This window comes from Methanofollis liminatans DSM 4140 (genome assembly GCF_000275865.1).
GTDB classification, from domain to species: Archaea; Halobacteriota; Methanomicrobia; order Methanomicrobiales; family Methanofollaceae; genus Methanofollis; species Methanofollis liminatans.
The window spans coordinates 1395730-1417527 of record NZ_CM001555.1 but is presented as its reverse complement, the minus strand read 5'-3'; the positions used below and the strand labels follow the sequence as shown (position 1 = coordinate 1417527).

At 64.1% G+C, this 21798-nt stretch carries 24 protein-coding genes and 1 CRISPR repeat array (1 of these 25 only partly in view); of the genes, 11 read left to right on the top strand and 13 right to left on the bottom strand.

Features of this window, described 5'->3' with window-relative positions; all coding sequences use genetic code 11:
* A CRISPR array of direct repeats spans positions 1-522; the repeat unit is 32 nt; unit sequence GTCGTGCCTCACGCAGGCACGTGGATTGAAAT; it reaches 5388 nt to the left of the window's first position.
* 24 nt (positions 523-546) lie between these two features.
* The 6 genes from METLI_RS12785 to METLI_RS06990 all read right to left on the bottom strand — a co-directional run bounded on the left by METLI_RS12785 (position 547) and on the right by METLI_RS06990 (position 6486).
* Positions 547-966 (bottom strand): hypothetical protein, encoded by a 420-nt coding sequence (locus METLI_RS12785; protein ID WP_004039134.1) that lies wholly within the window; start codon positions 964-966, stop codon positions 547-549.
* A gap of 8 nt (positions 967-974) precedes the next feature.
* Positions 975-1493 carry a winged helix-turn-helix domain-containing protein gene (locus METLI_RS07010; protein WP_004039133.1) on the bottom strand — a complete coding sequence of 173 codons (519 nt, stop codon included), beginning with the start codon at positions 1491-1493 and terminating at the stop codon, positions 975-977.
* Between the two features lie 147 nt (positions 1494-1640).
* Positions 1641-1928 carry a hypothetical protein gene (locus METLI_RS07005; protein WP_004039132.1) on the bottom strand — a complete coding sequence of 96 codons (288 nt, stop codon included), beginning with the start codon at positions 1926-1928 and terminating at the stop codon, positions 1641-1643.
* 475 nt (positions 1929-2403) lie between these two features.
* A complete protein-coding gene (locus METLI_RS07000; protein WP_048103691.1) occupies positions 2404-3576 on the bottom strand; it encodes a toprim domain-containing protein in 1173 nt (390 codons plus the stop codon).
* Entirely contained in the window at positions 3573-5312 is a 1740-nt protein-coding gene (locus tag METLI_RS06995; protein WP_048103689.1) for a UvrD-helicase domain-containing protein, read from the bottom strand. The genes METLI_RS07000 and METLI_RS06995 overlap by 4 nt, the downstream gene beginning before the upstream one ends.
* A 265-nt stretch (positions 5313-5577) precedes the next feature.
* Complete coding sequence (locus tag METLI_RS06990) at positions 5578-6486, bottom strand: hypothetical protein (protein WP_083838696.1); 909 nt, start codon at positions 6484-6486, stop codon at positions 5578-5580.
* A gap of 655 nt (positions 6487-7141) precedes the next feature.
* On the opposite strand from METLI_RS06990, the gene METLI_RS06985 reads away from it, so the two are divergent.
* Positions 7142-7342, top strand: coding sequence for a hypothetical protein (locus METLI_RS06985; RefSeq protein ID WP_004039129.1), 201 nt, complete (start codon positions 7142-7144; stop codon positions 7340-7342).
* Between the two features lie 9 nt (positions 7343-7351).
* Here METLI_RS06985 and METLI_RS06980 read toward each other — a convergent pair whose 3' ends face one another.
* The 4 genes from METLI_RS06980 to METLI_RS12430 form a co-directional block, all read right to left on the bottom strand.
* On the bottom strand, positions 7352-7804 hold the full coding sequence (locus tag METLI_RS06980; RefSeq protein WP_004039128.1) for a GNAT family N-acetyltransferase: 453 nt from the start codon (positions 7802-7804) through the stop codon (positions 7352-7354).
* Positions 7805-7843: 39 nt separating this feature from the next.
* Complete coding sequence (gene cutA, locus METLI_RS06975) at positions 7844-8173, bottom strand: divalent-cation tolerance protein CutA (protein WP_004039127.1); 330 nt, start codon at positions 8171-8173, stop codon at positions 7844-7846.
* A gap of 138 nt (positions 8174-8311) precedes the next feature.
* Positions 8312-9256, bottom strand: coding sequence for a radical SAM protein (locus METLI_RS06970; RefSeq protein ID WP_004039125.1), 945 nt, complete (start codon positions 9254-9256; stop codon positions 8312-8314).
* A gap of 2 nt (positions 9257-9258) precedes the next feature.
* Positions 9259-9744, bottom strand: coding sequence for a plastocyanin/azurin family copper-binding protein (locus METLI_RS12430; protein ID WP_004039124.1), 486 nt, complete (start codon positions 9742-9744; stop codon positions 9259-9261).
* A gap of 84 nt (positions 9745-9828) precedes the next feature.
* Between METLI_RS12430 and METLI_RS06960 the strand changes: the two genes are divergently transcribed.
* Positions 9829-10194 (top strand): YigZ family protein, encoded by a 366-nt coding sequence (locus METLI_RS06960; protein WP_004039123.1) that lies wholly within the window; start codon positions 9829-9831, stop codon positions 10192-10194.
* Positions 10172-11008, top strand: coding sequence for a DUF2115 domain-containing protein (locus METLI_RS06955; RefSeq protein ID WP_217178660.1), 837 nt, complete (start codon positions 10172-10174; stop codon positions 11006-11008). Before METLI_RS06960 ends, METLI_RS06955 begins: the two co-directional genes overlap by 23 nt.
* A gap of 7 nt (positions 11009-11015) precedes the next feature.
* On the opposite strand, the gene METLI_RS06950 is transcribed toward METLI_RS06955, so the two are convergent.
* From METLI_RS06950 to METLI_RS06940, 3 genes are all read right to left on the bottom strand, one after another.
* Positions 11016-11492: a peroxiredoxin gene (locus METLI_RS06950; protein WP_004039121.1), complete on the bottom strand. Its 477-nt coding sequence runs from the start codon at positions 11490-11492 to the stop codon at positions 11016-11018.
* 34 nt (positions 11493-11526) lie between these two features.
* Positions 11527-12810 carry a GNAT family N-acetyltransferase gene (locus METLI_RS13610; protein WP_004039120.1) on the bottom strand — a complete coding sequence of 428 codons (1284 nt, stop codon included), beginning with the start codon at positions 12808-12810 and terminating at the stop codon, positions 11527-11529.
* Positions 12811-12906: 96 nt separating this feature from the next.
* The gene (locus tag METLI_RS06940; RefSeq protein WP_004039119.1) at positions 12907-14139 is read right to left on the bottom strand and encodes a BaiN/RdsA family NAD(P)/FAD-dependent oxidoreductase; all 1233 of its coding nucleotides are present in this window, start codon (positions 14137-14139) and stop codon (positions 12907-12909) included.
* Positions 14140-14234: 95 nt separating this feature from the next.
* On the opposite strand from METLI_RS06940, the gene METLI_RS06935 reads away from it, so the two are divergent.
* The 8 genes from METLI_RS06935 to METLI_RS06900 all read left to right on the top strand — a co-directional run bounded on the left by METLI_RS06935 (position 14235) and on the right by METLI_RS06900 (position 21092).
* Positions 14235-14975, top strand: coding sequence for a SagB/ThcOx family dehydrogenase (locus METLI_RS06935; protein ID WP_004039118.1), 741 nt, complete (start codon positions 14235-14237; stop codon positions 14973-14975).
* A gap of 33 nt (positions 14976-15008) precedes the next feature.
* On the top strand, positions 15009-16409 hold the full coding sequence (locus METLI_RS06930; protein WP_004039117.1) for an MFS transporter: 1401 nt from the start codon (positions 15009-15011) through the stop codon (positions 16407-16409).
* A gap of 66 nt (positions 16410-16475) precedes the next feature.
* The gene (locus tag METLI_RS06925; protein WP_004039116.1) at positions 16476-16973 is read left to right on the top strand and encodes an FKBP-type peptidyl-prolyl cis-trans isomerase; all 498 of its coding nucleotides are present in this window, start codon (positions 16476-16478) and stop codon (positions 16971-16973) included.
* Between the two features lie 12 nt (positions 16974-16985).
* A complete protein-coding gene (locus METLI_RS06920; protein WP_004039115.1) occupies positions 16986-17609 on the top strand; it encodes a class I SAM-dependent methyltransferase in 624 nt (207 codons plus the stop codon).
* A gap of 59 nt (positions 17610-17668) precedes the next feature.
* Complete coding sequence (locus tag METLI_RS06915) at positions 17669-18025, top strand: STAS domain-containing protein (protein ID WP_004039114.1); 357 nt, start codon at positions 17669-17671, stop codon at positions 18023-18025.
* Positions 18022-19383, top strand: a complete 1362-nt coding sequence (locus tag METLI_RS06910) for a PP2C family protein-serine/threonine phosphatase (RefSeq protein ID WP_004039113.1) — start codon at positions 18022-18024, stop codon at positions 19381-19383. The genes METLI_RS06915 and METLI_RS06910 overlap by 4 nt, the downstream gene beginning before the upstream one ends.
* Before the next feature lie 2 nt (positions 19384-19385).
* Positions 19386-19787 carry an ATP-binding protein gene (locus METLI_RS06905; protein WP_004039112.1) on the top strand — a complete coding sequence of 134 codons (402 nt, stop codon included), beginning with the start codon at positions 19386-19388 and terminating at the stop codon, positions 19785-19787.
* 15 nt (positions 19788-19802) lie between these two features.
* Entirely contained in the window at positions 19803-21092 is a 1290-nt protein-coding gene (locus METLI_RS06900; RefSeq protein ID WP_004039111.1) for an STAS domain-containing protein, read from the top strand.
* Positions 21093-21798: the final 706 nt, after the last annotated feature.

The following is a 21798-nucleotide window of genomic DNA, read 5'->3' as shown; positions in this document are numbered from 1 at the left end:
TACCGGCATCTTCGGCAGCATCCTGGACGCCGTGTCGTGCCTCACGCAGGCACGTGGATTGAAATTGACCCCACAGTATCGCAGTTCCTGGCCTCAAATCGTCGTGCCTCACGCAGGCACGTGGATTGAAATCTGAAGAAACCCGGGCAACATCTCCTGGAAATCGTCGTGCCTCACGCAGGCACGTGGATTGAAATAGGGCGCAGCCTTTCCCGGGGACGACCTTGTTAAGTCGTGCCTCACGCAGGCACGTGGATTGAAATATCTTGGCTGTTTAATCCGGTGTTTTTGCCCGAGTCGTGCCTCACGCAGGCACGTGGATTGAAATCTCACGGATTACTACAATCCCTACGAGCACCCGGTCGTGCCTCACGCAGGCACGTGGATTGAAATGAAGAAGGCGAGCTGGATGGTGCCGACGGATTGTCGTGCCTCACGCAGGCACGTGGATTGAAATAGGACGTTGTTGACGGTGGCCACGTCGACCCCGGTCGTGCCTCACGCAGGCACGTGGATTGAAATTCCGCGGTGGAACAAAAAAAGGAATTACAGTTTCAAAAGCCCTTTCTCACGCAGGTAATTCCCCGGCCCGGTCGTTGCATACATCGCCGCCAGGATCTGCTCCAGAGAAAGGAGGATTGAATCGCCGGATTCAAACGCATCTGCAAGCATCTTCAGTCCGTCCTGGATGCGTTCGAAATGAATCGGCTGAAGTTCGACCGTTGCATCTCCCGAGCGGATGCGTTTGTAGCGTTCCATCAGTCCGTTATACGTGGTGTTCAGAACAAAATCCGCCAGCAGATAATCTTCCGTAAAGGAATACCTGAGTGTGCGGCTCGTAATTCCGTATGCTGCGGAAAGATAGTAGATCTTCTTCTCGACCTTCTCCTCCCTTCTCATAGATAATTCTACACGCCGCAACTCTGCGACCAGTTCTTTTCTGAAGAAATCATCCCGTGACATCATTTAACCGCCTATTGGATATATCCTGGAAATTCGTTATTGTAGTCATCTGCCGTTGCAGGTGGAGAGATGGGGTAGAGAGGGCCGGAACCGCTGGCCCCGCAGGGATCTCCCGCTCCCCACCCGATACCGGACTCAGGCATCTCCGGGAAGTACGGCCATGCAGGGTCGTTTGAGGTATCCATTTCCAGAGCGCTGGCCGCAGGGGTGTGCTCACGGATATAGTCCTGAATTTCCTGAACCTTTTCGTCACCAAGCATCCGACCGATCAACGAATTGTTCATGATCTCAAGTGACCGGACGATCGGCGACGCCGGGTTAATGGAGTATTGGGGGATACGGTCGTTGGTGGCGGTGAGGATGCCCCATTCGACAAACTTCTTCACCACCCTCCCGACCGTGACCCGGCTTACGCCTGCTTCTTCTGAGAGTTCGGTGATGTTGAACTCCATGCCATCAAGTGGCAACAGGAATTCGAGAAGTCTTAATTCACAGGTGTTCCCGAACACCCCTTCAAAGGGACGAGTCATATCTATCTCAATGTTGGATTTTAATCAACCAGTCCATTCAGTCACCCTGCAATGGTGACGATGCAGACAGACGCATACATACTGCGTGGTGATAAATCATATTATCACATGTGATAAAAATATTTTGCATTGTTCCCATGGTCACTGTTACAGGCCCTGAAGGGTGGTAAATCCATGGGTATACAGGGCCAATTGTGCTTTATTGATGTCAGAAATATAGTATTTGTCCTCTTTTTTCTTAATTGTTGTAATGTATCCCTTTTTCAGCAGTACTTTTATGGCATCTTTAAATGAGGGATGGTCCCGGCCAGAAAATTTTTTCGTGTATAGTTTGTTTAGTTTCTCAGAATGATATCCTCTATCGGATCTCAGATTTCTGTTTTTATAGAGTATATTAAGAATAAAGAGGGTTTCTTCGGTAAGTCCGCACGACATGGGGGTCTTTGAGAAGTTAGAATTTCATATTATTTATATATTGCACCGTTATCGAAATTCAACAATTTATTATGCCCATGATGCTGGATTCCATGCCTCCAACAGCCGGAATCACCCGGGCACAAAACCCGCACGCCCGCACCCAGTACTTCGCTAAAATGTTTGAGACGGCGACCAGGAGATCAAACCATCGACTTCCCTTCGCGTATCTTCGCGACTTCGCGTGAGTTTTCAGCACCCGGAGAGAGAGAGCCTCACGCGAAGGACGCGAAGCCGCGAAGTCCGGTGTCCGGGTGCTACTAACGCCGTTTTGCGTCGTCGCGCGAGGCCATATCACTCGATGTCGGATATCAAAATGAGTGAAGTACTGGCACCGGGCGGGCATAGCACCCCTCTCAGGGCCGGGCTCGCCCCTAACCATCCCGCCTCTCGCGCCCCCATCCATCATCACTCTCCAACCACTCGACACCCCCCCTCACCCCCACCTCCCCCGACAATACCCCACCGTCCGCAAAAACGCCTCCCCCCGCAGGGGTATCCCCTCGTCACCGAGAAACCCCTGCTCCAGGGCGATCAGCTTGAGCAGGTTCCCTGATTTCCCCGTCTCGTTCCCGCCGTGAAACGAGGTCCAGGTCTCGCCGTCCGCCGAGACGGCGAAGTTGTCGCCGTGCGTCGACCCGTACACCGGGTGCGCCCCCCTCCTTCCCGGGGCGATCCCGGTGTAGGCGGAGAGGGAGGGCATGCACCGCTTCAGGTCCTCGAGATCGCCGCCGCCCTTCTTCCCCCGCCGCGGGACGGCCGACCTGAGGTTCGCCACCCCGGCCAGGATCGCCTGCCGCCGCTCCTCCCGCACGCCCGGGTGCTCGGCGGCCGGCACCGCCGCCGCGAGGACCGGTGCAAGGTCGCCGCCCTCCCTGAGATAATCGTTCACGTCCACCTTATCGATCCCATCGGGCCGCGGCAGCGTCCCGATATACACCCGCTCGATCCCGTGCGCCAGGAGGGCGTGCGCCGTCTTCACCGCCCCCGCCATCCCGGCCCCGCTCTCCTCGCTGTCCATGACCACGTAGACCGCCCCGGCCCGCCGGCAGCATGCCGCCGCCTCCTCGATCCGCTCCCGCTTGAACCGCGTCGTCACCGGCGAGATGCACGGCCGGCAGTCCTGCACTACGGCGAGGGCGTCGGCGATCCCCTCGGTGACGACCAGGGGGGCGCCGTCGATCACCGACCAGGCGCCGAAGATCGGCTCTCTCGGCCCGGTCTCCGTGACGATCTGCTTCTTGTACTTCGCCGGCGCCCGGTCGCCGTGCGCCGGGGTCTCGCCGGTCGCCCGGGCGATGAAATATTCAGGCCGTCCCTCGCCGTCCAGGTACGGAAAGACGATCCGCCCCCTGAAGTGATCGGTGACTCCTATCCGCCCGTCCCGCTCCCACCGCACGGCAAGGCCTGAGCCGACGATCTCATCGCCGCGAAATCCCCGGTCCATCAGGTGCAGGAGGAGGGCCGCCCCCTGGGCCGGGGCGTAGCCGATCCGCGCCCTCTCTGCAAACGCCGGCCAAAACCCGTATCGGGAGAGGAGAAAGGCCAGGTGTTCGCCGGTCAGGTGCCGCTCGAAGAACCGGCACGCCTCTTCCATGATCGCCTTCACGCCGCCACCCCCGCGAGCACCGGGCAGACCGGCCCCTCCCCGAAGTCCAGGAGGAGGAGGGCGTGGGAGGCCCGGGTCGCCCCGACATAATAGACCCGCCGCTCCTCGGCCCGCCGTTCCGGGTCGGCGAGGTCGTCCAGGCGGTTCCTCAGGTAGCCGGTGTGGAGGAGCACCACCGCCGCCTCGAGCCCTTTTGCAGCGTGGACCGTGTCCACCCGCACCATATCGGGCGGGATCTCTGAGCCCCGCTGCCGCTCCCGGGCGAGACATGCGTGGATCTGCGAGACGATCCAGGGGCGCAGGTTCAGGGCGTCGAAGATCCGCATCCCCTGCCGCCCGCCGGTCAGGGCGTAGAGATCGCCCAGGCGGACCGGCCCCCGCTTTGCCCTGATCCGCAGGGCGGTGAGGGCGGCGGTCCGCTCCCGCCCGTCGAGGGTCGAGAGGACCAGGGCCTCGGCCTCGACGGTCGGCACCGGATCGATCTCGCACCCGGCGAGGGAGCGGGCGATCGCCCGCTTCAGGGTCCACGGGCTGACGGTCGCGGTTTCGAGGGCGCCCCGGTCCCTGCCGATCCGCACCCGGGTCCAGAACCGCACCCGGCCGGCCCGGATCCCGCTGCACGGGACGCCCGCGGCAGAGAGGGCGTGGGCGAGGCTGCCGGCCCCCTTCCGGTAGCGCGAGAGGACGAAGACCGGATGGCGCTCTCCCGGCAGGGTCCGGGCGTAGGCGATCGCGTTCTCCACCTGCCGGGCAAGCCCTTCGGCCGTCCCCGGGCAGACGTGGTGCACCTGCCCCTCCCGGTCGCACGGGGAGACGTTCGCCGGGTGGCCGAGGATCGTCTCGGCCGCCGCCATGATCCTGGATGGGCAGCGGTGCGAGACCGGGCGGGACGCCGGGCCGGTCGCACCCCTATCCTCGGCGTCGATGGTGAGGAAGAGGGCGGGGTCAGAGCCGCGGAACCCGTAGATCGACTGGTCCTCGTCCCCGGCCACGTAGACCCGGCAGGTCTCCGGGCAGGCGGCCCACTGCCTGATCAGGGCGTCCTGCGCCGGGGATACGTCCTGGTACTCGTCCACGACCAGGACCCGGGCCGGCGGCGGGAGCGTCCGTTCGAGGGCCAGGCGCACGTAGTCCTCGTGCTCGAAGAGGCCGCGTTCGGTTTTATATGCCGACCATGCGTCGAGGAGGTCTTCGATAGGCCAGGCATACCCCGGGACCGAAAGCCCCAGGGCGGCCGCCGCCTCCCGCCAGTCTCCGGGCGGGCGCAGGGTCGCCGAGAGGTAGGCGGCGAGGGCGATCACCTGGTTGCCGACCGGGAGGTCGGAGCGGGTGCGGTCCTCCTCGTCGTCGGCCCCGATCGCCTGGTCGAAGGCGAGGCCGTGCACATCCATGAACGTCTGGTAGACCGCGGCCTTCTTCCGGTCGCCGGGCTGGATCACCTGCTCCCGCGGGCTCTCGATCAGGCCGGCGGCCAGGCACTGCCTGAGGGCCGCACCGTGGATCGTCGTGCACATCGCCGCCATCGCCCTCGCCTCGGCGTCGGGAAAGACCGCGGCGTGGAGGCGTGCGGCCAGGTCGGCGGCCTGCGAGCGGGAGAAGGTCATCACCGCCAGGTCTGAGGTCCCTGCCCCGGCGTCCGCTTCGGCCCGGCAGTACGCGATCAGGGTCGAAGACTTCCCGGCGCCCGGTCCGCCCCGCCACCGGATCAGGTCGGCCGTCATCCTGACCGCCTCCATCGATCGCACGCGAGGGTCGAACGCTCCTCTCTTTTCTGCATCGTATAGGGTCGCGGTCCCGTACAGGAGACGATCAGATCCGGGTGTACCGGGATGCACGATCCGACGGTGGATCGGAAAAACCCTGCATATGGGTATCCGATTCGTATAATATCGAATCTGCTCCGGGTTGATCCGCCTGTTCCACCTGTACCGGGTAAAAACATGCTCGCACATTTTTGTGCAGGCATCTCCCTCGCGTGCGGTACAGAGGGGGCATCCCGGATCATGGGCGGGCCTCCTCGATGAGGTTCTCAAAGACCGTGATCCCGGCGTTCTCCGGCCTGAACCCCGGATCAAACCCCCAGGCGCGGCACAATACGCCTCCAATGCGGAACCGGCGCGACCCCGATACCAGGGCGCCGTCCCGCCTGAGGAACTCGGGGAAGGTCCGGTCCATGATGGACCGGCCGCGGTCCCTGAGCACGTTCTCGATGATCCCGCTCGCCACCCAGAGGACCGCCGAACCGCCGGGCCGCTCTTCGAGGTACAGGCCGTACCTGAGGAGCCCTTCCCGCTCCGTGCTCGCCGGCAGCGTGGAGAGCGTCCGTTGCAGGGCCTCGGCGATTGGTTCCCACTGCGACCCGGCCCCGGAGGGTTCGGCCCGCTCGGCGATCCCGAACCAGTAGTCCCGGACCGTCTTAAAATCCCGGCCGTTCGCGTCGAGGGCGTCTCCCGGGTGGGCGGCAAGCCAGCGTTCGTTCAGGGTCGCCGGCCGCGGGTCGGCGAGTTCGCGGTTCTGGAAGATCAGGCGCCCCCCGTCCGCCAGGTCGACGATGTAGACCGGCGGGTCGCTCTCCTCGATCGAGACCGCCGCCGTCTCGCCGATCACCCGGGCAACCGGCCCGGAGACCAGGGCGCCGGCGTCGGGCGAGGACCTGACCGTCTCGAAGACCTCCAGCAGGGCGGCCCGGATCGCCTTCCGGTCGAGGGGGACCGCCTCGTGCAGCCGGTTTGTAAGCCGCCCGGGGGCGCGGGGGTCGATCCAGGGCAGGGCGGCCGCCCGGTCTTCGGCGATCGTCTCCCCGCCGCGGGTGAACGACGTGACCCACCCCTCAGGCCCGGCCGCGACCGACAGGGCGATCCCCTCGAGGAGGGGGACCGGGCCGAGCGAGGTCGCCGGTTTCTCCGCCATCACCCCCGCCCCTCCGGCCATATCGTCATCTGCGCTCGTGTGTTTTTCAGGTTTCTCGTTTTTGCCACGCTCATACACCTTACAGGAGCAGGTGGGCGTTTCTCCTATATGAGGTAACCTTGACCAAAAAGGAACTATAAGAATTTTTCTTTAATAACAATAATGATTAAGTCACTCTATCATGAAACAAGAATTGGAATGGGCTATTATGCGCATGAGTAATGTCGGGTGGCGGGCGCATGCCCCGGGAAGAGCGACCAGGACATCCGGGGAGGGAGCGTGCCGTATCACCACCTATCCCGGGCGGGGGTCCGGGGGCAGCAGTCCTCCGGCGCAAGCACGCCAGAATACAATTTCAACGGAGCCGAACGCGTATTCTTCTGGCTGAATTACACCAGATATTCTCGGTTCAGTCTGTGCACTCCTCATTTCTCTGGAAGGCCTTGAAAAACGGATCGATGCACTCGCGGCGGATCGCCCCGGTCGCCTTCGTGAGGTTATGGAGATCGTTGTATTATCCGGGGTTTGACAGAGTCGCTGATCCTGTGAGATCTCCCGGTGCCGACCCCCCCCCCATGTTACGGGATGTAACGCCCGCCCCCGCCCGGTGTAACAAAATGTAACGTTTATCCGCACGCCTGTTGCATACTGTAACATGCCCTCGAAAGTCGTCCGCATTGACGAAGAAGCGTATGCTCTGGCCCTTGAATATGGTCCGAACCTTTCGCAGGGGATCAGGGCCATGCATGCCGCTCTTGAGGCGGCGAAAAAAAAGGAGAAACAGCATGATCTCGAGGAGACCCTCAGGCGCGTGATCAGGGAGGAACTGGAGGCGCTCGCCGGGCCGCGTTACTGAGGGTGTCGTCTAGCCCGGGGGAAGGCGCATGAGCAGGCGGTCCTCACCCTCGCCGAAATAGCCCTCCTCTTTTACGGCCACACCAAACCCGCTGCTCTCGTAGAGCCTGACCGCCGGGAGATTCTGCGGCGAGACGCTCAGGAGAACCTCTGCGACCCCGCGGTCATGCAGGGCGTCGAGGAGGCAGGAGAGGAGGAGCCGGCCGAAACCCCGCCCGCGCAGGTCCGCCCTCACCTTCAGGCGGAGCACCCACGCACGCCCCCCGTCCCCCTGCACGCCCCCGCCGACGGTGAACCCCGCGGCCGTCCCCTCGTGCTCCAGGACAAAAAAGGTCTGCGGGAAGAGCACTCCCGCCTGCCTGACAAAGACCGCCGACTGGTAGTCGGACCCGTCTTCGCCGCGCTCGATCGCCATGACCGTTTCAAAGTCATCGTCCCGGTACGGCCTGATCACCGTCGCCATCGAGAGATCGTTCGCCCGCGGAGGTGGAAAACCCTCCGGTCAGGGCGAGGGGTGCCCCTGCACCGACTCTTTGACCCAGGCGAGGTAGTCCGGGTTGCCGGCGGCGACCGGGAGGGCGAGGATCTCGGGCACCTCGTAGGGGTGCGCCCCGGCGATCGTCTCCATCAGGGCGTCGAGGTGCTCCCGGTCGGTCTTGATGATCATCAACTCCTCGCGCTCCCGCTGGATCTTTCCTTCCCACCTGTACACCGATCCCACGCCCATGATGTTCACGCACGCCGCCTGCCTCTTCCCGATGACGAGATCGGCGATCCGTTCGGCGTCGCCGGGCGGGGCGGTACAGAGCACGACCACCACATCGGTCTCCATTCAGACCCACCCCCGCGCCGCCATCGCCTCGACGTCCGGCGCCAGGTGCAGGTCATAGGCGCACTGGCAGACATGCGCCCTGATCGTCTTAAACAGATCGGTTTCGGTCATAGGGCACACCTGAATATCCCCCTCCCCTCATAAACCTGCCCGTCGGCCTGGCGGCGGCGTGAAGCCGCGGTGCAGCCCGGCGGCAGCGGCCTCCTCCAGGGCTCCGGCGTATTCCGCCGGGGAAAGCCGGCGGTGCAGGCAGGACGGGAGTTCTGCCGTTCGCCCGGCGGCGTGCCAGGCCGGATAATACTGGTCCATGACGTTCACGTAGGTGTCGCGGGAGATCTCGTCGGCGATGAACCCGAAGACCTCCCGGCTTCCGGCGAGGCCGCAGGGGAGGACGAGGTGCCTGACGATCAGCCCCCGGACGGCGACGCCGTCCTCCACCGCGAGGTCGCCGACCTGCCGGTGCATCTCCCGGATCGACTCTTTCATGTACCGCGTGTACTCCGGGGCGTGGGAGAGGGCCAGCGCCGTCGCATCGTCGCCGTACTTCGCGTCCGGCATGTAGATGTCCACGATCCCGTCCAGGAGGGCGATCGTCTCGGCCCGGTCGTAGCCGCCGGTGTTGTAGACGAGCGGGATGGTGAGGCCCCATGCGGCGGCGGTGACGAGGGCGCGGAGGATCTGGGGGACATAGTGCGTGGGCGAGACCAGGTTGATGTTGTGGCACCCCGCCTCCTGGAGGCCGAGCATGATCAGGGCGAGGTCGGCGCACGCGATCTCCTCGCCCTCGCCGCACTGGCTGATGGAATAATTCTGGCAGAACTCGCACCGCATCGTGCAGTTTGAAAAAAAGATCGTCCCGGACCCGCCTCTCCCGACGAGTTCGGGCTCCTCGCCGAAGTGCGGGCCGGAGCTGGCGACCCGCGGAAGCCGTCCGCTCTGGCACCACCCGCTCTCCCCGGCAAGCCGGTCGACGCCGCACCGGCGCGGGCAGAGGGTGCAGGCCGAAAGAACGGCCCGGGCCTCGTCGGCCCGCCGGGTGAGGTCGCCGCTCTCCAGCAGACCGAGATAGGACGGGCGGGTCATCGTCAGGTCACGACGAACGCCCCTCTCATCTGGACCGGGTGCGGGTCGCAGAGAAAGACGTAGGTGCCCGGCGTCTCCGGGGCGGTGAAGGTGTAGACGGTCTCGGCCGGTCCGGTGATGATGTCGCCCCTGAAGATGGCGTTTTCGGCGGCATCGGTCTCGTAGACGGCGACGTTGTGGCCGATCCCGGCGTCGCGGTTCTCGAACCGGATCACGACCGTCGAACCTGCCGGGACCGCGATCTCCTGGCGGTCGAAGGCGAAGTTCTCGGCGGTGATCTCGACGGCATCGGGCGGCAGGGTCATGGTCTCTGTCGGCATGGTCGTGGTCTCTGTCGGCATGGTCGTGGTCTCTGTCGGCATGGTCACGGTTTCTGTCGGCAGGGTCACGGTCTCTGTCGGCGCCGGCGTCTCCTGATCGCCCGTGCATCCGGCGATGCAGGCGAGCAGGGCGATAAGGATGATGAGTGTGCTCTGGTGTGCGTGCATGATGCCCTGAGAGCGTTTCGAGACTTAACCCTATCCCCGCGGTGCGCCGGGGGTTCTTTCTCTCCGGGCACCGAAGAGGATCGCATGCAGGAACTCGCCGCCGTCAAACTGGAGGTGAAGAAGTCCAGGTTTTATGCCCACCTGTATGCGATCGACTCCCCGGACGACCTCGCCGGGATCCTCGCCCTCCACCGGGAGCGCTACCGGAAGGCGGCGCACCACTGCACCGCCCTCAGGTTCGGCGCCCCGTCGGGGACGGTCGAACTCTCCCGGAACGACGGCGAGGTCGGCACCCCGGGGCGGGCGCTCCTCGCCGTCCTTGATAAACACGCCCTCGACCGCCACGCCCTCGTCGTCTCCCGGATCTTCGGCGGGATAAAACTCGGCCCCGGCGGGGTGACCAGGGCGTTTCGGGACGCCGGCGAGGGTGCGGTGTCATCCGGGGAGTGACACCACCATTATCCGCTCCGGCGCCGACCTCTTTTTCGTGACCTTCAGGCTCTCTGCATGGTTCTCTGACCGCACAGGAAAGAAACGAATACCCTCCTCGCACGCTCCCATCGCCTCACCGGGGCCGGCGATGTGGGAGGAGATCCTGGCGCCCGCGGGCCGCCAGCGCGGGGGCGCCCGCCTCTCTCTTGCGGAGGCGGAGGAGATCTCCGCCGCCATCGGGAAGGCGCAGACAAAACTCGAACTCCTCGGTGCGATCTCAGATGCAGCGGCCCGGTTCTCGGTCACCGACCTTGAAGCGATGATGAAGAACTTCGAGGAGAAGACGCGGGACCTCGACCCGGCCTACCGCCGCCTCCTTCTCCCGCGGATCCACGCCTCCATCTTCGGGTCGTATCACGCCCTCATGCTCCTCTGCACGGACGATCCCGCCCTCGAAGACGGCCCGGTCCGCCCCTCCCTCGGGGCATACGCCGCCATGGTGCAGGAGGCCTGCCGGAGGCGTGCGCAGGCCGAAAACCCCCTCGAACTCTATTTCCTGAAGTACCTCCTTGCGGCCTTCACGATGTACGTCCTGGAAGAACCGGCCCACCCGGTGGGCACCCCTTTCCCCGGCGGCCTCGCGGTCTACCGGGAAGGAGATTCTTATTACTGCCCGGTCAGGGACAAAAGCGACGACATCCCCTTCTCGCTCTGCCCCTTCTGCCCGGCCCGGCAGGACACCGGCGCCCGTTCCCTCCACGGAAGGGACGCCGACCGGCGGATCGAGCGCCTCGGCACCATCGAGAGATCGCGCCGGGACTACCACGGCTGAACGGGGGCTACGCCGCCCCCTTCAACTCCCGCAGGCGGTCGAGCACCGCCGCCGCATGCCCCTTCACCTTCACCGCACGCCAGGCGGCGGCGATCCGTCCCTCGGGATCGATGATGAAAGTGCTCCGCTCGACCCCCATGTACTCCTTCCCGTACATCCGTTTTTTTACCCAGACCCCGAAGGCCTCCATGCTCAGGCGATCGGGGTCGGAGAGCAGGGTCAGGTCGAGCGCCTGCTTCTCGGAAAACCGCCGGTGACTCTCGGTCGAGTCCGGGCTGATCCCGATCACCCGCGCCCCTTCCCCGGCGAACGCCGCCGCCTCCGCGGTGAAATCCTTCGCCTCGATCGTGCAACTGCTCGAATTGTCCTTCGGGTAGAAATAGAGGACGACAAACGATCCCCGCGCATCCGCGAGGCAGACCTCGTTTCCGTCCATGTCAGGGAGACAGATCTCCGGGGCCTGATCGCCCACGTCAACCGCCATTCTGGATCACCATACCCTCCCTGCACCTGATCCTTTATGGAGTCTTCCCCGGCCGCATCATCGGCTGCACGTTTGCGCTCTCCATGTCGCCCATCGCAAAGTTGAAACGCGCCCGGATCGTCGGCGGGAGGTCGTTCTCGGGGATCGAGACGAAACCGAACGAACCGTAGAACCCCACCAGTTCGAGGGTGGAGTGCATGTAGAGGGTCTCGTTCCCGCAGGCCGCGACGAGGGCGTCGACCGTCCGCTTCGCATAGCCCCGGCCGCGGTACTCGGTCGGGGTGAAGACACCGTCCACCTCCAGGCCGTCGGGGTGGGCCCGGCAGCGCGCCACCGAGACCAGGCTGCCCTCCACGAAGACGCCGAAGATCCGGTCGGTCGCCGGGTCGGCCGTCTGCTGGTGGTAGTGGACCCAGACCTCCTCCGCGAGGGTGAACTCCTCTTTTCTGAGTTCCCGCACCGCGATCTCCAGGTCCAGGGCCGGGAAGATGATGCAGACCGGGCGGCGCGCTTGTTTCGCCACCCCTGCGGCCGTGCTCCCGATGGGGGTGTTTGTGATGTAGTCGGTCCGGCCAAGGCGCGGCAGCATGATCAGGGTGGCCCCGGTCTCTTCCGCAGCCGTGCAGATCTCGTCGACCGCCGCTCCCCCGGCGACCAGGGTCTCGACACGCACCCCCGGGCCCTCGAGTTTCTTCTGGAGTGCCGAGAGCCGGGTTTTTGCATCCTGGATTTTTATGTCGGTCTCCCCGTCGCCGGTGACCACGTGGACGAGGATCACCTCAGGGACCCTGAGGCGGCGCAGCATCGATACGACCTGGAGGGAGGGCTTTGAGAAATCGACCGGGCAGAGCACCCGGGAGAAGAGTGTCCTCTCCTTCGTATCGCCGGAAACCCTGGCATGGGTGATGAGCATGTGGGTCCGCGCCCGCTCCAGCACCCCTGACGAGACGCTGCCGAGGAAAAAATCGCTGATGATATTGCGGCCACGCGCCCCCATCACGATCAGGGAAGGCCTGACCTCCTGCGCAACGGCCAGAATGGCCCCGGTGATGTTCCCCTCCTCTGCAACGGCGATGCGCTCGGTCACGGCGAGACCGGCACCGAGCAGCACCCTCTTTTCCTGCGTGAATGCAGCCTCTGCGGCCTCTTTCGGCAATACCGGGGATCGACCGGCGATCCATCCAAGATACGAGGTGTCGGCGGGATCGATCACATGGGTGAGGACCACCTCCTTTACCGTCGGGATCTGGGGGATGAGCGCCGCCGTCACCTCTGAAGACCGGGAAAAATCAGTTGCACAAAGAACTCTCTCAAACATCTTCGACTCACCGGGAAGTCCTGCCCGCCTCTGCAAACGGGACCGGGAGGGCTGATACTACGGCAATTGGAAGAGAAGATACATAATACCGACTGGTCAGGAAGAGCCGGCGCTCTTCAGCCGCTTGAGGACGGCGTCGGCTGCCAGTGCCGCCGTGGAGAAGGCCGCCTGGAGGTTGTAGCCCCCGGTGTCGCCGTCGATGTCCAGGACCTCGCCGGCAAAGAACAGCCCGTCCGCGATCCTGGAGCCCATCGTCTTCCCGTTGACCTCGTCGAGCGCCACCCCGCCCCTGGTGACCATGGCGATGCGGTAGCCCCCCAGGGCCTCGACCGTCATCTGGTGGCCGGTGAAGATCTGGACAAGCCGGTTCCGCGACGCCCTGGTGAGGTGGGCGCAGGTCGCCTCGGGCGGGATCCCGGCACGATCGACCAGGCGCTTCTGGAGCCTTTCAGGGAGGTGAAAGGTCGAGAGGGCGGTGTTGACCCGCGTCGCCCCGCACCCGGTCAGCGTCTGTACAAGGTCGTCTCTCTGTTCTTCGGGCAGGAACGATACCCGCACCTCGTCGCCCGGGAGGATAAAGCGGGAAGCGTTCAGGATCACCGGTCCGGAGAGCCCGTTGTGGGTGAGGAGCAGGTCCCCGCAAAACCCGTCTACTTTTTTCCCCTCACGAAAGAGCGAGACGGTGCAGTTCTGGAGCGAGATCCCGGCGAGGTCGGAAAAGGGGTAGTCCCGGATCGTCACCGGGGTGAGGGCCGGGGCGGTGGCGGCGATCGTGTGGCCGAGAGCCCGTGCAAAGGCGTAGCCGTCGCCCGCGGACCCGGTGGACGGATACGACGCCCCGCCGGTGGCGATGAGGAGGAACGTCGAACGATACTCGCCCGCGGCCGTCGTCACGCAGAAGCCGTCGCCGGATCGTTCGACCCCCCTGACCGCCTCCCCGCACCTGATGGCGACGCCGTGCTTCCTGCAATCGGCGAGGAGGGCGTCGAGAATATCCTGGGCCTTCCGTGAGACCGGGAAGATCTTTTCGTCCTCCCCGCTCTTGAGCGGGACGCCCAGAGCGGTGAAAGAGGAGACGAGATCGGTATTGGTGAAATGCCTGAGCGCCGGCTTCAGGAACGATCCCCCTTTCCCGTAATGGCCGAAAAATCCGGGCATATCTCCGGCATGGGTGAGGTTGCACTGGCCCGACCCGGTGATGAGCAGTTTTCTCCCGGGCTCTGCCATTTTTTCGAGGACGAGCACCCGCGCCCCCCCTGCGCCGGCGCGTGCGGCGGCGAACAGCCCGGCCGGCCCGCCCCCGATGATGATCAGATCGTAGTGCGTCACGGTTGTCTTCCTCTATCTCTTGACCCCGCGGCAGATGAGTCTTCTTCAGGGGTACGCACAATCTTTAATGCCGGTGATATGGCAGGAGGTGATCCATGGGAACAGGACAGGATTTCATCGAGAAGACGAGGTTCCCGTACCTCGGCCCCTCTGACCAGTACCTCGGCAAAGCACAGCCCCCGCTGGAGAGAGAAGACAGCGGCGCGGGCCTTCCGCTCCCGCTCCCGGGCGAGGCCTGCCCCGGAGCAATCGACCTCACCGATGCGATCGCACGGCGGCGGAGTGTGCGGACCTATGCCACCACAAAGATGCCGCTCGCCACGCTCTCCTATCTGCTCTGGTGCTCGCAGGGCGTGCAGTCGGTCGTGGGCAACGACTGGACGATCAGGTCGGTGCCGTCGGCCGGCGCCCGCCACGCCCTTGAGACCTATCTCCTCGTGAACCGGGTCGATGGCGTCGAGCCCGGCCTGTACCATTATGCGGCCCTGTCCAATCGCCTCTTCCGGCTCCAGGCCCACGCGAATGTGGCCGGGCGGATCAGGGACGCCTGCCTGAACCAGCCGATGGTCACCGACTCAGCCGCCTTCTTCATCTGGGCGGCCGATCGCTACCGGATGACCTGGCGCTACGGCGAGCGCGGCTACCGCTATATCTTCATCGACGCCGGTCACGCCTGCCAGAACCTCTACCTCGCCGCCGAAGCGGTCGATTGCGGCGTCTGTGCGATCGGGGCCTTCGACGACGACGCCCTCAACGCCCTCCTGGGCCTGGACGGCAGGGATATCTTCGTCATCTACGCTGCGGCGGTGGGGATGCGGGCCCGTGCAGAGGGCTAAATATTCTCCCGCTCAAATCTGCTCAGACCATATATGAGCGTCCCACTCAGTTCCCGAAGCACCTCTATCGACCGGCGATGCATCCTGGTGATCGCAACACTCGCCTCGTTCCTCACCCCCTTTATGAGTTCGTCCATCAACATCGCTCTTCCTGCTATCGGGTCAGAGTTCGGGGCAGATGCCGTTCTTCTCGGCTGGATCCCGACCTCCTTCATCCTCGCCTCGGCGATGTTCATGATACCGATGGGCAGGCTTGCCGACATCCATGGCATGCGGCGGATCTTCTTCCCCGGCTTTGTCATCTTCACGATAGCGACGCTGCTCTGCGCCCTCTCCGATTCCACCTCCATGCTCATCGCTTTCCGCCTGGTCCAGGGGATCGGGAGCGCCATGATCTTCTCGACGGCGGTCGCCGCCCTCACGGCCGTGTACCCGCCGGGCGAACGCGGCCGGGTGCTCGGGATCAATGTCGCATCGGTCTATATCGGCCTCGCCATGGGGCCGGTGCTGGGCGGGGTGCTGACCCATGCCTTCGGCTGGCGGAGCATTTTTCTCTCGGTGATCCCGCTCGGCGCCATCGTCATCCTTCTGCTCCTCAAGAACAGGGACGAGTGGACCGAGACCCACCCTGATCACTTCGACCTCACCGGATCGATCGTCTACGGCCTGATGCTCCTCTCCCTGATGTACGGCCTCTCGGTCCTCCCGCAGGCGGCTGGATGGGCCTATATCCTCTTCGGCATCTTCATGCTCGCCCTCTTCATCCGCCGGGAGATGCGCGTGGAGAGCCCGGTCCTGCGGGTGAGGCTTTTCCTGGAGAACCATGTCTTCGCCTTCTCGAACCTCGCCGCCCTCATCAATTACAGCGCCACCTTCGCGGTCAGTTTCCTCCTCTCGCTCTATCTCCAGTACAACAAGGGGCTGGACCCCCAGACCGCCGGGCTCATCCTGGTCGCCCAGCCCTTTGTCCAGGCAGTGCTCTCGCCGGCGGCCGGGCGGATCTCAGACCGGATCGAGCCGGGCATCGTCGCTTCGGCCGGGATGGGCGTGACGGTGATCGGCCTTGTCATGCTCGCCCTTCTCACCGAGGAGACCCCGCTGGTCTTTATCGTGGGGGCGCTCGCCGTTCTCGGCCTTGGTTTTGCCCTCTTCTCCTCGCCGAACACCAACGCGATCATGAGTTCGGTGGACCGGCATTTCCTCGGCGTTGCATCGGCCACCCTTGGAACCACCCGCCAGGTCGGGATGATGCTCTCTCTCGGGATCGCCATGATGATCTTCTCGGTGATCATCGGACGCGTCCAGATCACCCCGGCGTATCACGCACAACTTCTATCAAGCGTACAGATCGCATTCGCACTCTTTGCCGCCCTCTGTGTTGCCGGCATCTACTTCTCCCTGGCACGGGGCCGGGTGCGGCGGGAGGAGGGATAGGCCGGTACGCCCGCGGCCCTGACAACCACCAACTCTTTTATCCCCCTCAGTCCCAAACAGGTGGAGATGAGATCCAGGATCGTACTGGCGGGATGCGCCATACTGGTGGCACTGATCCTTGCCGCGGGGTGCACGGGAACCCCCGAGCGGCAGACGGCGGCGCCCGGGGACAATGTCACGGTTGAATATACCGGAATGTACCTGAACGGGACGGTCTTCGACACCTCGGTCGGCAGGGCCCCTCTCACCTTCATGATCGGCGGGGGCCGGGTGATCCCCGGGTTTAACGATGCGGTCATCGGCATGGCCGTGGACGAGACGAAAGAGGTGACCATCCCGGTCGACGAGGCATATGGACAGCACCGGGACGACCTGGTCTTTTACATCAACCGCACCGACCTGCCGGCCGATACGGCGGTCGGGCAGATCTTCCTGCAGAACTCGGCGCAGTTTCGGGTGGTGGCGGTGAACGAGACGACCGTCACCCTGGACGCAAACTCGCCTCTCGCCGGGCAGGATCTGAAGTTTACGATCAAACTGCTCTCGATCGAGAAACACCAGTAACCTCTTTTTTTTATGGCCGGGGAAGAATGGGAGCAGGATTACCTGGCCAGGGGAGAGCGCTGGGGCGGGGCGGTCCACGATCTTCCCGCGATTGCGGGGTGCGGGCGCGTTCTTGAAGTCGGGTGCGGCAATGGAAAGACGCTCGCCGCGATCGCCGCAAACAATGCCGGTGTTGTCGGGATAGATTGTTCTGCCGCGGCGATCGCCCTTGCCCGCAGATCGGTCCGCGACGCCGCCCACCTGCTCGTCGCCGACGTGCGTGCCCTCCCGTTCAGGGGCGGGAGTTACGACGCCGTTTGCGCCTTCCATGTGCTGGGCCACATGGAGGAAGGCGATCGGATGCTGGCGGCAGGGGCGTTGAGCAGCGTGCTCCGCGAGGGGGGAAGCCTTTTTTTCCGGGGTTTTTCCACCGCGGACATGCGCTATGGTAAGGGGGTGGAGACGGAGCCCGCCTCGTACCGGCGGGGCGACGGCATACTCACGCACTATTTTACCGAGGAAGAGGTCGCCGACCTCTTCCCCTCCCTCGCCCCGGTGCGCCTCCTGACCCGGACGTGGCCCCTCAGGGTCAGGGGGACGGCGCACCTGCGCGCCGAGATCGAGGGGATCTTCCGGAAACAGCCGGCGGTTCGGTGAGCATACGCCGTGCGCAGAAAAACAATCTACTTATGGTCGTACATGACACGCGAATACCAATGACGAATGCCATCGGCATATCAGTGCATACGGGCGAGGATGGTGCCGTCGTATCGGTAACAGGAAGGATCGACGCCGCTTCGGCCGGTCTCCTTGATACGGAACTTTCCGGGCTCATCGAAGGCGGCGAACGCACGATCATCGTCGACATGGGGGGGCTTGAGTATATCAGCAGTTCAGGTCTCCGGGTGCTCCTCGCGGCAAAGAAGAACCTGAAAAAGGTGGGCGGGGATCTCTCGATCGCCGCGCTGAAGCCGTTTGTGCGGGAAGTCTTTGAAATATCAGGTTTTCTGAGGATCTTTTCCGTCCATGACACTGTCGAGGAGGCCGCTCGCAGAAAGGGACAGACAGGATGAACGCCGAAATACAGGATCTGCTCGTTCTCCTGCAGATGATCTGCGTCATCATCGTCGCAGCCTATTTCATCACCAGGACCGGGATCTTCACCGAAGTACTTGAACGCCGGCTTTCGATCAGGAACCGGGTGTACCTGATCCTGTTTTTCGGTATCCTCTCGATATACGGGACCCTGAGCGGCGTCGAAGTGCTCGGCGCACCGATCAATGTGCGTGACCTCGGCCCGATGGTCGCCGGGATCTTCTGCGGGCCTGTGGTCGGTCTCGGCGCCGGGCTCATCGGCGGCGCTTTCAGGATGGGAATGGGTGGTTTCACCGCCGCTTCCTGCTCGCTCTCGACGGTCCTTGCCGGCCTTCTCGGCGGGGCGATCTATTACGCCCACCGGGGGCGCCCGGTCGCCGTCAAAACCGCCGTCGGGTTTGCCGCCGGCATGGAGGTGCTGCACATGGGGATCGTCCTCCTCCTGGCGCAGCCCTTCGACCAGGCCCTCTCCCTCGTGAACCAGGTGGCCCTGCCGATGATCCTTGCCAACGCCGCCGGGATGTTCATCTTTGCGCAGCTGATCGCCAACCTCCTTGCCGAAAGACGGACAAAGGCCGAACGCGACTCTTACCACGACGAACTCCAGCGGAAAAAGGCCGAACTCCAGATTGCAGCAGATATCCAGCAGACATTCCTGCCGAAGTCCATCCCCCCGCTGAAGGGGTTCGACCTCTTCGCCGTCAGCTGTCCGGCACGGGAGGTCGGCGGCGATTTCTACGATGCGATCCGCCTGAGGCCTGACCATACCGGGCTTGTCATCGCGGATGTCTCGGGCAAGAGCGTCTCTGCGGCCCTGTACATGGCGCTCTCCCGGACGATCATCAGGGCGATGGCAAGCTGGCACCCCGAGGTCTCGCTCGCCCTTGCCGATGCGAACACGATGATCGAGGAGCAGTCGGATTCGGGGATGTTCGTCACCCTCTTCTATGGGGTGCTCAGTGAAAAGAACCGGACGCTCACCTACGCGAATGCCGGTCACAACCCGCCCCTCCTCCTTCGGGCGGGATCGAACGATTTTGTCCGCCTGATGCCGACGGGCGTGGCGCTCGGCGCCGCCAGCGACCAGGCGTACGGGGAGGCGCAGGTCACCATCCTGCCGGGCGACCTGCTCGTCCTGTACACCGACGGCGTGACCGAGGCGATCAACAGCAAAGACGAAGAGTTCAGTGAGGCGAAGTTGATGGAGACGATCCTGAGGGTGCGCGGCCGCCCGTCGCAGGAGATCATCAGGGAGATAAGGGACGGGATCCGCGAGCACGCGGGAGAAGAGCCCCAGTTCGACGATATCACCCTGATGGTGCTCAAAGGAGTGTGACGATGGAAGAGATCTCCTTCGATGCGGTCATCTCGTCCCTGCCGGGTGCGCTTGCCTCGGTGACCGGGGCCCTCGAACGCCTCGGTGTGCCGGAGGGAGCCGTCCGGGCGCTTGAACTCTCGGTGGACGAGGCGGTGACCAACATCATCCTGTACGGCTACCCCTCTTCAAACGGCCGGATCTGGATCTCCTGCCTGGTCGAGGGGGGGATGGTCAGGGTGCAGATCGAGGACGAGGGGGTGCCCTTCGATCCCACAGAGGCAGCGGAACCCGACCTTGAGGGGGACGCCGATGAACGGCCCATCGGCGGCCTCGGCATCCACCTAATCAGGGAGATGACCGACGAACTGCGTTACGAGCGCAGAGACGGACGGAACATCCTGGTCCTTGGAAAAATTCTCTGAACTGAGGTAATAGAGATGGAGATTACGACAGAACGAATTGATGGCGTCCTCGTCATCGGGTTGAAAGGGCGGCTCGACGGCTACGCGGCGACGCAGGCGGCGCCCGAGATCGAGCGGAGCCTGCGGGACGACGACCGGTCGGTCGTCTTCGATCTGGACGGGCTCACCTATATGAGCAGCGCCGGGATCAGGATCCTGCTGGCGCTCCATAAGAAGGTGAAGGCGAGAAACGGCGGGATCGCCCTCTGCAACGTGGGAGAGTACCCGCAAAACGTGCTCTCGATGGCCGGGTTCGACCGGGTCCTCCCGATCTTTTCGTCCCGGGATGACGCCCTGAGGGAGGTGCAGAAGCGCGAGGGTTCCCTCTCCCTGATCGCCGACCTCAAAAATCCGACGGTCGAGCGGGAAGGGGCGCGCTTCGCGTTCGAGCCTGCGTCCCGCGCCCCCGCCTCCCTGCGGGTGAAGGGGAGCCTCGCCACCCTCCTCCACGCCCGCATCAGGGAGGAGGACCTCAGCGCCGAGCGCCTCTCCGGGATCACGTATTCGCTCGGCCTCGGCGCCCTCGGGAGCGGGGTCGAAGACACGATGCCCTATCTCGGCGAGATGATGACCCTGCACGGCTCGATGATCTGGCTCCCGACCGACGGCCACGATACGCCCGACTTTTTCGTGCCGGCCGGAGACACCGGGGCGGTCAGGGCCTATACGGCGTTCAACCTCTCGCTGGAAGGGTCGTTCAACGAGGTCGCCGTCGTGGAGGCGGCCGGCGAGGAGGGGATCGCCCTCGACGCCCTGTACCGCGCCATCTTCGCCCTGGCGAAGGAGAGGAGGAAGGAGTGCCGCGGCGTTCTGGCGACGGCGATCTGGGGCGTGGTTGCCGGCGTCCAGAGCACCGGGATCAAGCGGTCGCCGATCGCACGGGACGCACCCGCAAACGGCGGTTCGATCCTGGACCCGGAGAACTACGACGACTGGATGGACGTCTGCACCGAGATGAAGTACGACGGATACAGCATCGTCACCTTCGGCATCGGCATCGACCTCTCGGCCGACCTCTCGGGCTACGATCCTGCGGCGCTCGACGCCATCGACGCCGGGCACGCGGGACCGTCCGGCCTCTCCCTCCACAACCACGGCGTCGTCTTCAGGGGCGTCCCGTGGGACGCGGAGACCGACCTCGTGAGGGGGATCGAGCGGTGTCTTGCAGAGGGGGAGTTCGTGGATATGCGCCACCTCCTGGATACGACGCGGATCCGCAGGGCAAAGATCGGGATCGCGTATATTTCGGCGATAAAACAGGAGTAAATGGATCTATAGAGTCCTCAGGAGGTCTATCTCTGCCGGGGGCCTGCTGGCCCCATAGACCTGCGATTGGGGCGGGGACGGGCAAACCGCGCCGGCACGTCCATCCATTATTTTTCATCGACGGATGCGCTGCCTGGTCCTTACCCCGCACATTCGGGGCAATCCTCGCGCGGGGGTCCGGGGGTAAGAACCCCTGGCGCGGGGCAGGCGTTGTGTGCGTGTACGGGAAATCTGGTTCTGCCCCTGCCAGGGGGCCTGCTGCCCCCGGTCCGCGCGCGGATGCGATAGGGGTGGGGACGGTCAGCCCCCGCCATCTGACCACCCATCATTTTTCATCGAGAGATGCTCCGCTCTCCCGCTCCCTCATGTCCAGGGCAATCGTGTGCGGGGGTCCGGGGGTGCAACCCCCGGGCAGAGGCGACCTTTGCTATTCGTTCTATCGTCTCTTCACATCGAGAACGTGCGGGTTCTGGAAAATCGAGCAGCCTCTCCCGGGGGGCCTGTTGCCCCGCAAAACTGAGATAGGGGCAGGGACGGGCAAACCACGCCGCACGTCCATCCATTATTTTTCATCGACAGATGCTCCGCCCCTTCCGTTCCCTCATGTCAGGGGCAATCCTCGCGCGGGGGTCCGGGGGTAAGAACCCCTGGCGCGGGGTGGGCGTTGTGTGAGCGTACGGGATATCAGGGTACGCCGGTACCGGGG

Bases quoted from the DNA above. Each gene is read 5' to 3' on its own strand.
- METLI_RS12785 (WP_004039134.1), bottom strand. From the start codon at position 966: ATGATGTCACGGGATGATTTCTTCAGAAAAGAACTGGTCGCAGAGTTG.
- METLI_RS07010 (WP_004039133.1), bottom strand. From the start codon at position 1,493: ATGACTCGTCCCTTTGAAGGGGTGTTCGGGAACACCTGTGAATTAAGA.
- METLI_RS07005 (WP_004039132.1), bottom strand. From the start codon at position 1,928: ATGTCGTGCGGACTTACCGAAGAAACCCTCTTTATTCTTAATATACTC.
- METLI_RS06995 (WP_048103689.1), bottom strand. From the start codon at position 5,312: ATGGAGGCGGTCAGGATGACGGCCGACCTGATCCGGTGGCGGGGCGGA.
- METLI_RS06990 (WP_083838696.1), bottom strand. From the start codon at position 6,486: ATGGCGGAGAAACCGGCGACCTCGCTCGGCCCGGTCCCCCTCCTCGAG.
- METLI_RS06985 (WP_004039129.1), top strand. From the start codon at position 7,142: ATGCCCTCGAAAGTCGTCCGCATTGACGAAGAAGCGTATGCTCTGGCC.
- METLI_RS06980 (WP_004039128.1), bottom strand. From the start codon at position 7,804: ATGGCGACGGTGATCAGGCCGTACCGGGACGATGACTTTGAAACGGTC.
- cutA (WP_004039127.1), bottom strand. From the start codon at position 8,173: ATGGAGACCGATGTGGTGGTCGTGCTCTGTACCGCCCCGCCCGGCGAC.
- METLI_RS06970 (WP_004039125.1), bottom strand. From the start codon at position 9,256: ATGACCCGCCCGTCCTATCTCGGTCTGCTGGAGAGCGGCGACCTCACC.
- METLI_RS12430 (WP_004039124.1), bottom strand. From the start codon at position 9,744: ATGCACGCACACCAGAGCACACTCATCATCCTTATCGCCCTGCTCGCC.
- METLI_RS06960 (WP_004039123.1), top strand. From the start codon at position 9,829: ATGCAGGAACTCGCCGCCGTCAAACTGGAGGTGAAGAAGTCCAGGTTT.
- METLI_RS06950 (WP_004039121.1), bottom strand. From the start codon at position 11,492: ATGGCGGTTGACGTGGGCGATCAGGCCCCGGAGATCTGTCTCCCTGAC.
- METLI_RS13610 (WP_004039120.1), bottom strand. From the start codon at position 12,810: ATGTTTGAGAGAGTTCTTTGTGCAACTGATTTTTCCCGGTCTTCAGAG.
- METLI_RS06935 (WP_004039118.1), top strand. From the start codon at position 14,235: ATGGGAACAGGACAGGATTTCATCGAGAAGACGAGGTTCCCGTACCTC.
- METLI_RS06930 (WP_004039117.1), top strand. From the start codon at position 15,009: ATGAGCGTCCCACTCAGTTCCCGAAGCACCTCTATCGACCGGCGATGC.
- METLI_RS06925 (WP_004039116.1), top strand. From the start codon at position 16,476: ATGAGATCCAGGATCGTACTGGCGGGATGCGCCATACTGGTGGCACTG.
- METLI_RS06920 (WP_004039115.1), top strand. From the start codon at position 16,986: ATGGCCGGGGAAGAATGGGAGCAGGATTACCTGGCCAGGGGAGAGCGC.
- METLI_RS06915 (WP_004039114.1), top strand. From the start codon at position 17,669: ATGACGAATGCCATCGGCATATCAGTGCATACGGGCGAGGATGGTGCC.
- METLI_RS06910 (WP_004039113.1), top strand. From the start codon at position 18,022: ATGAACGCCGAAATACAGGATCTGCTCGTTCTCCTGCAGATGATCTGC.
- METLI_RS06905 (WP_004039112.1), top strand. From the start codon at position 19,386: ATGGAAGAGATCTCCTTCGATGCGGTCATCTCGTCCCTGCCGGGTGCG.
- METLI_RS06900 (WP_004039111.1), top strand. From the start codon at position 19,803: ATGGAGATTACGACAGAACGAATTGATGGCGTCCTCGTCATCGGGTTG.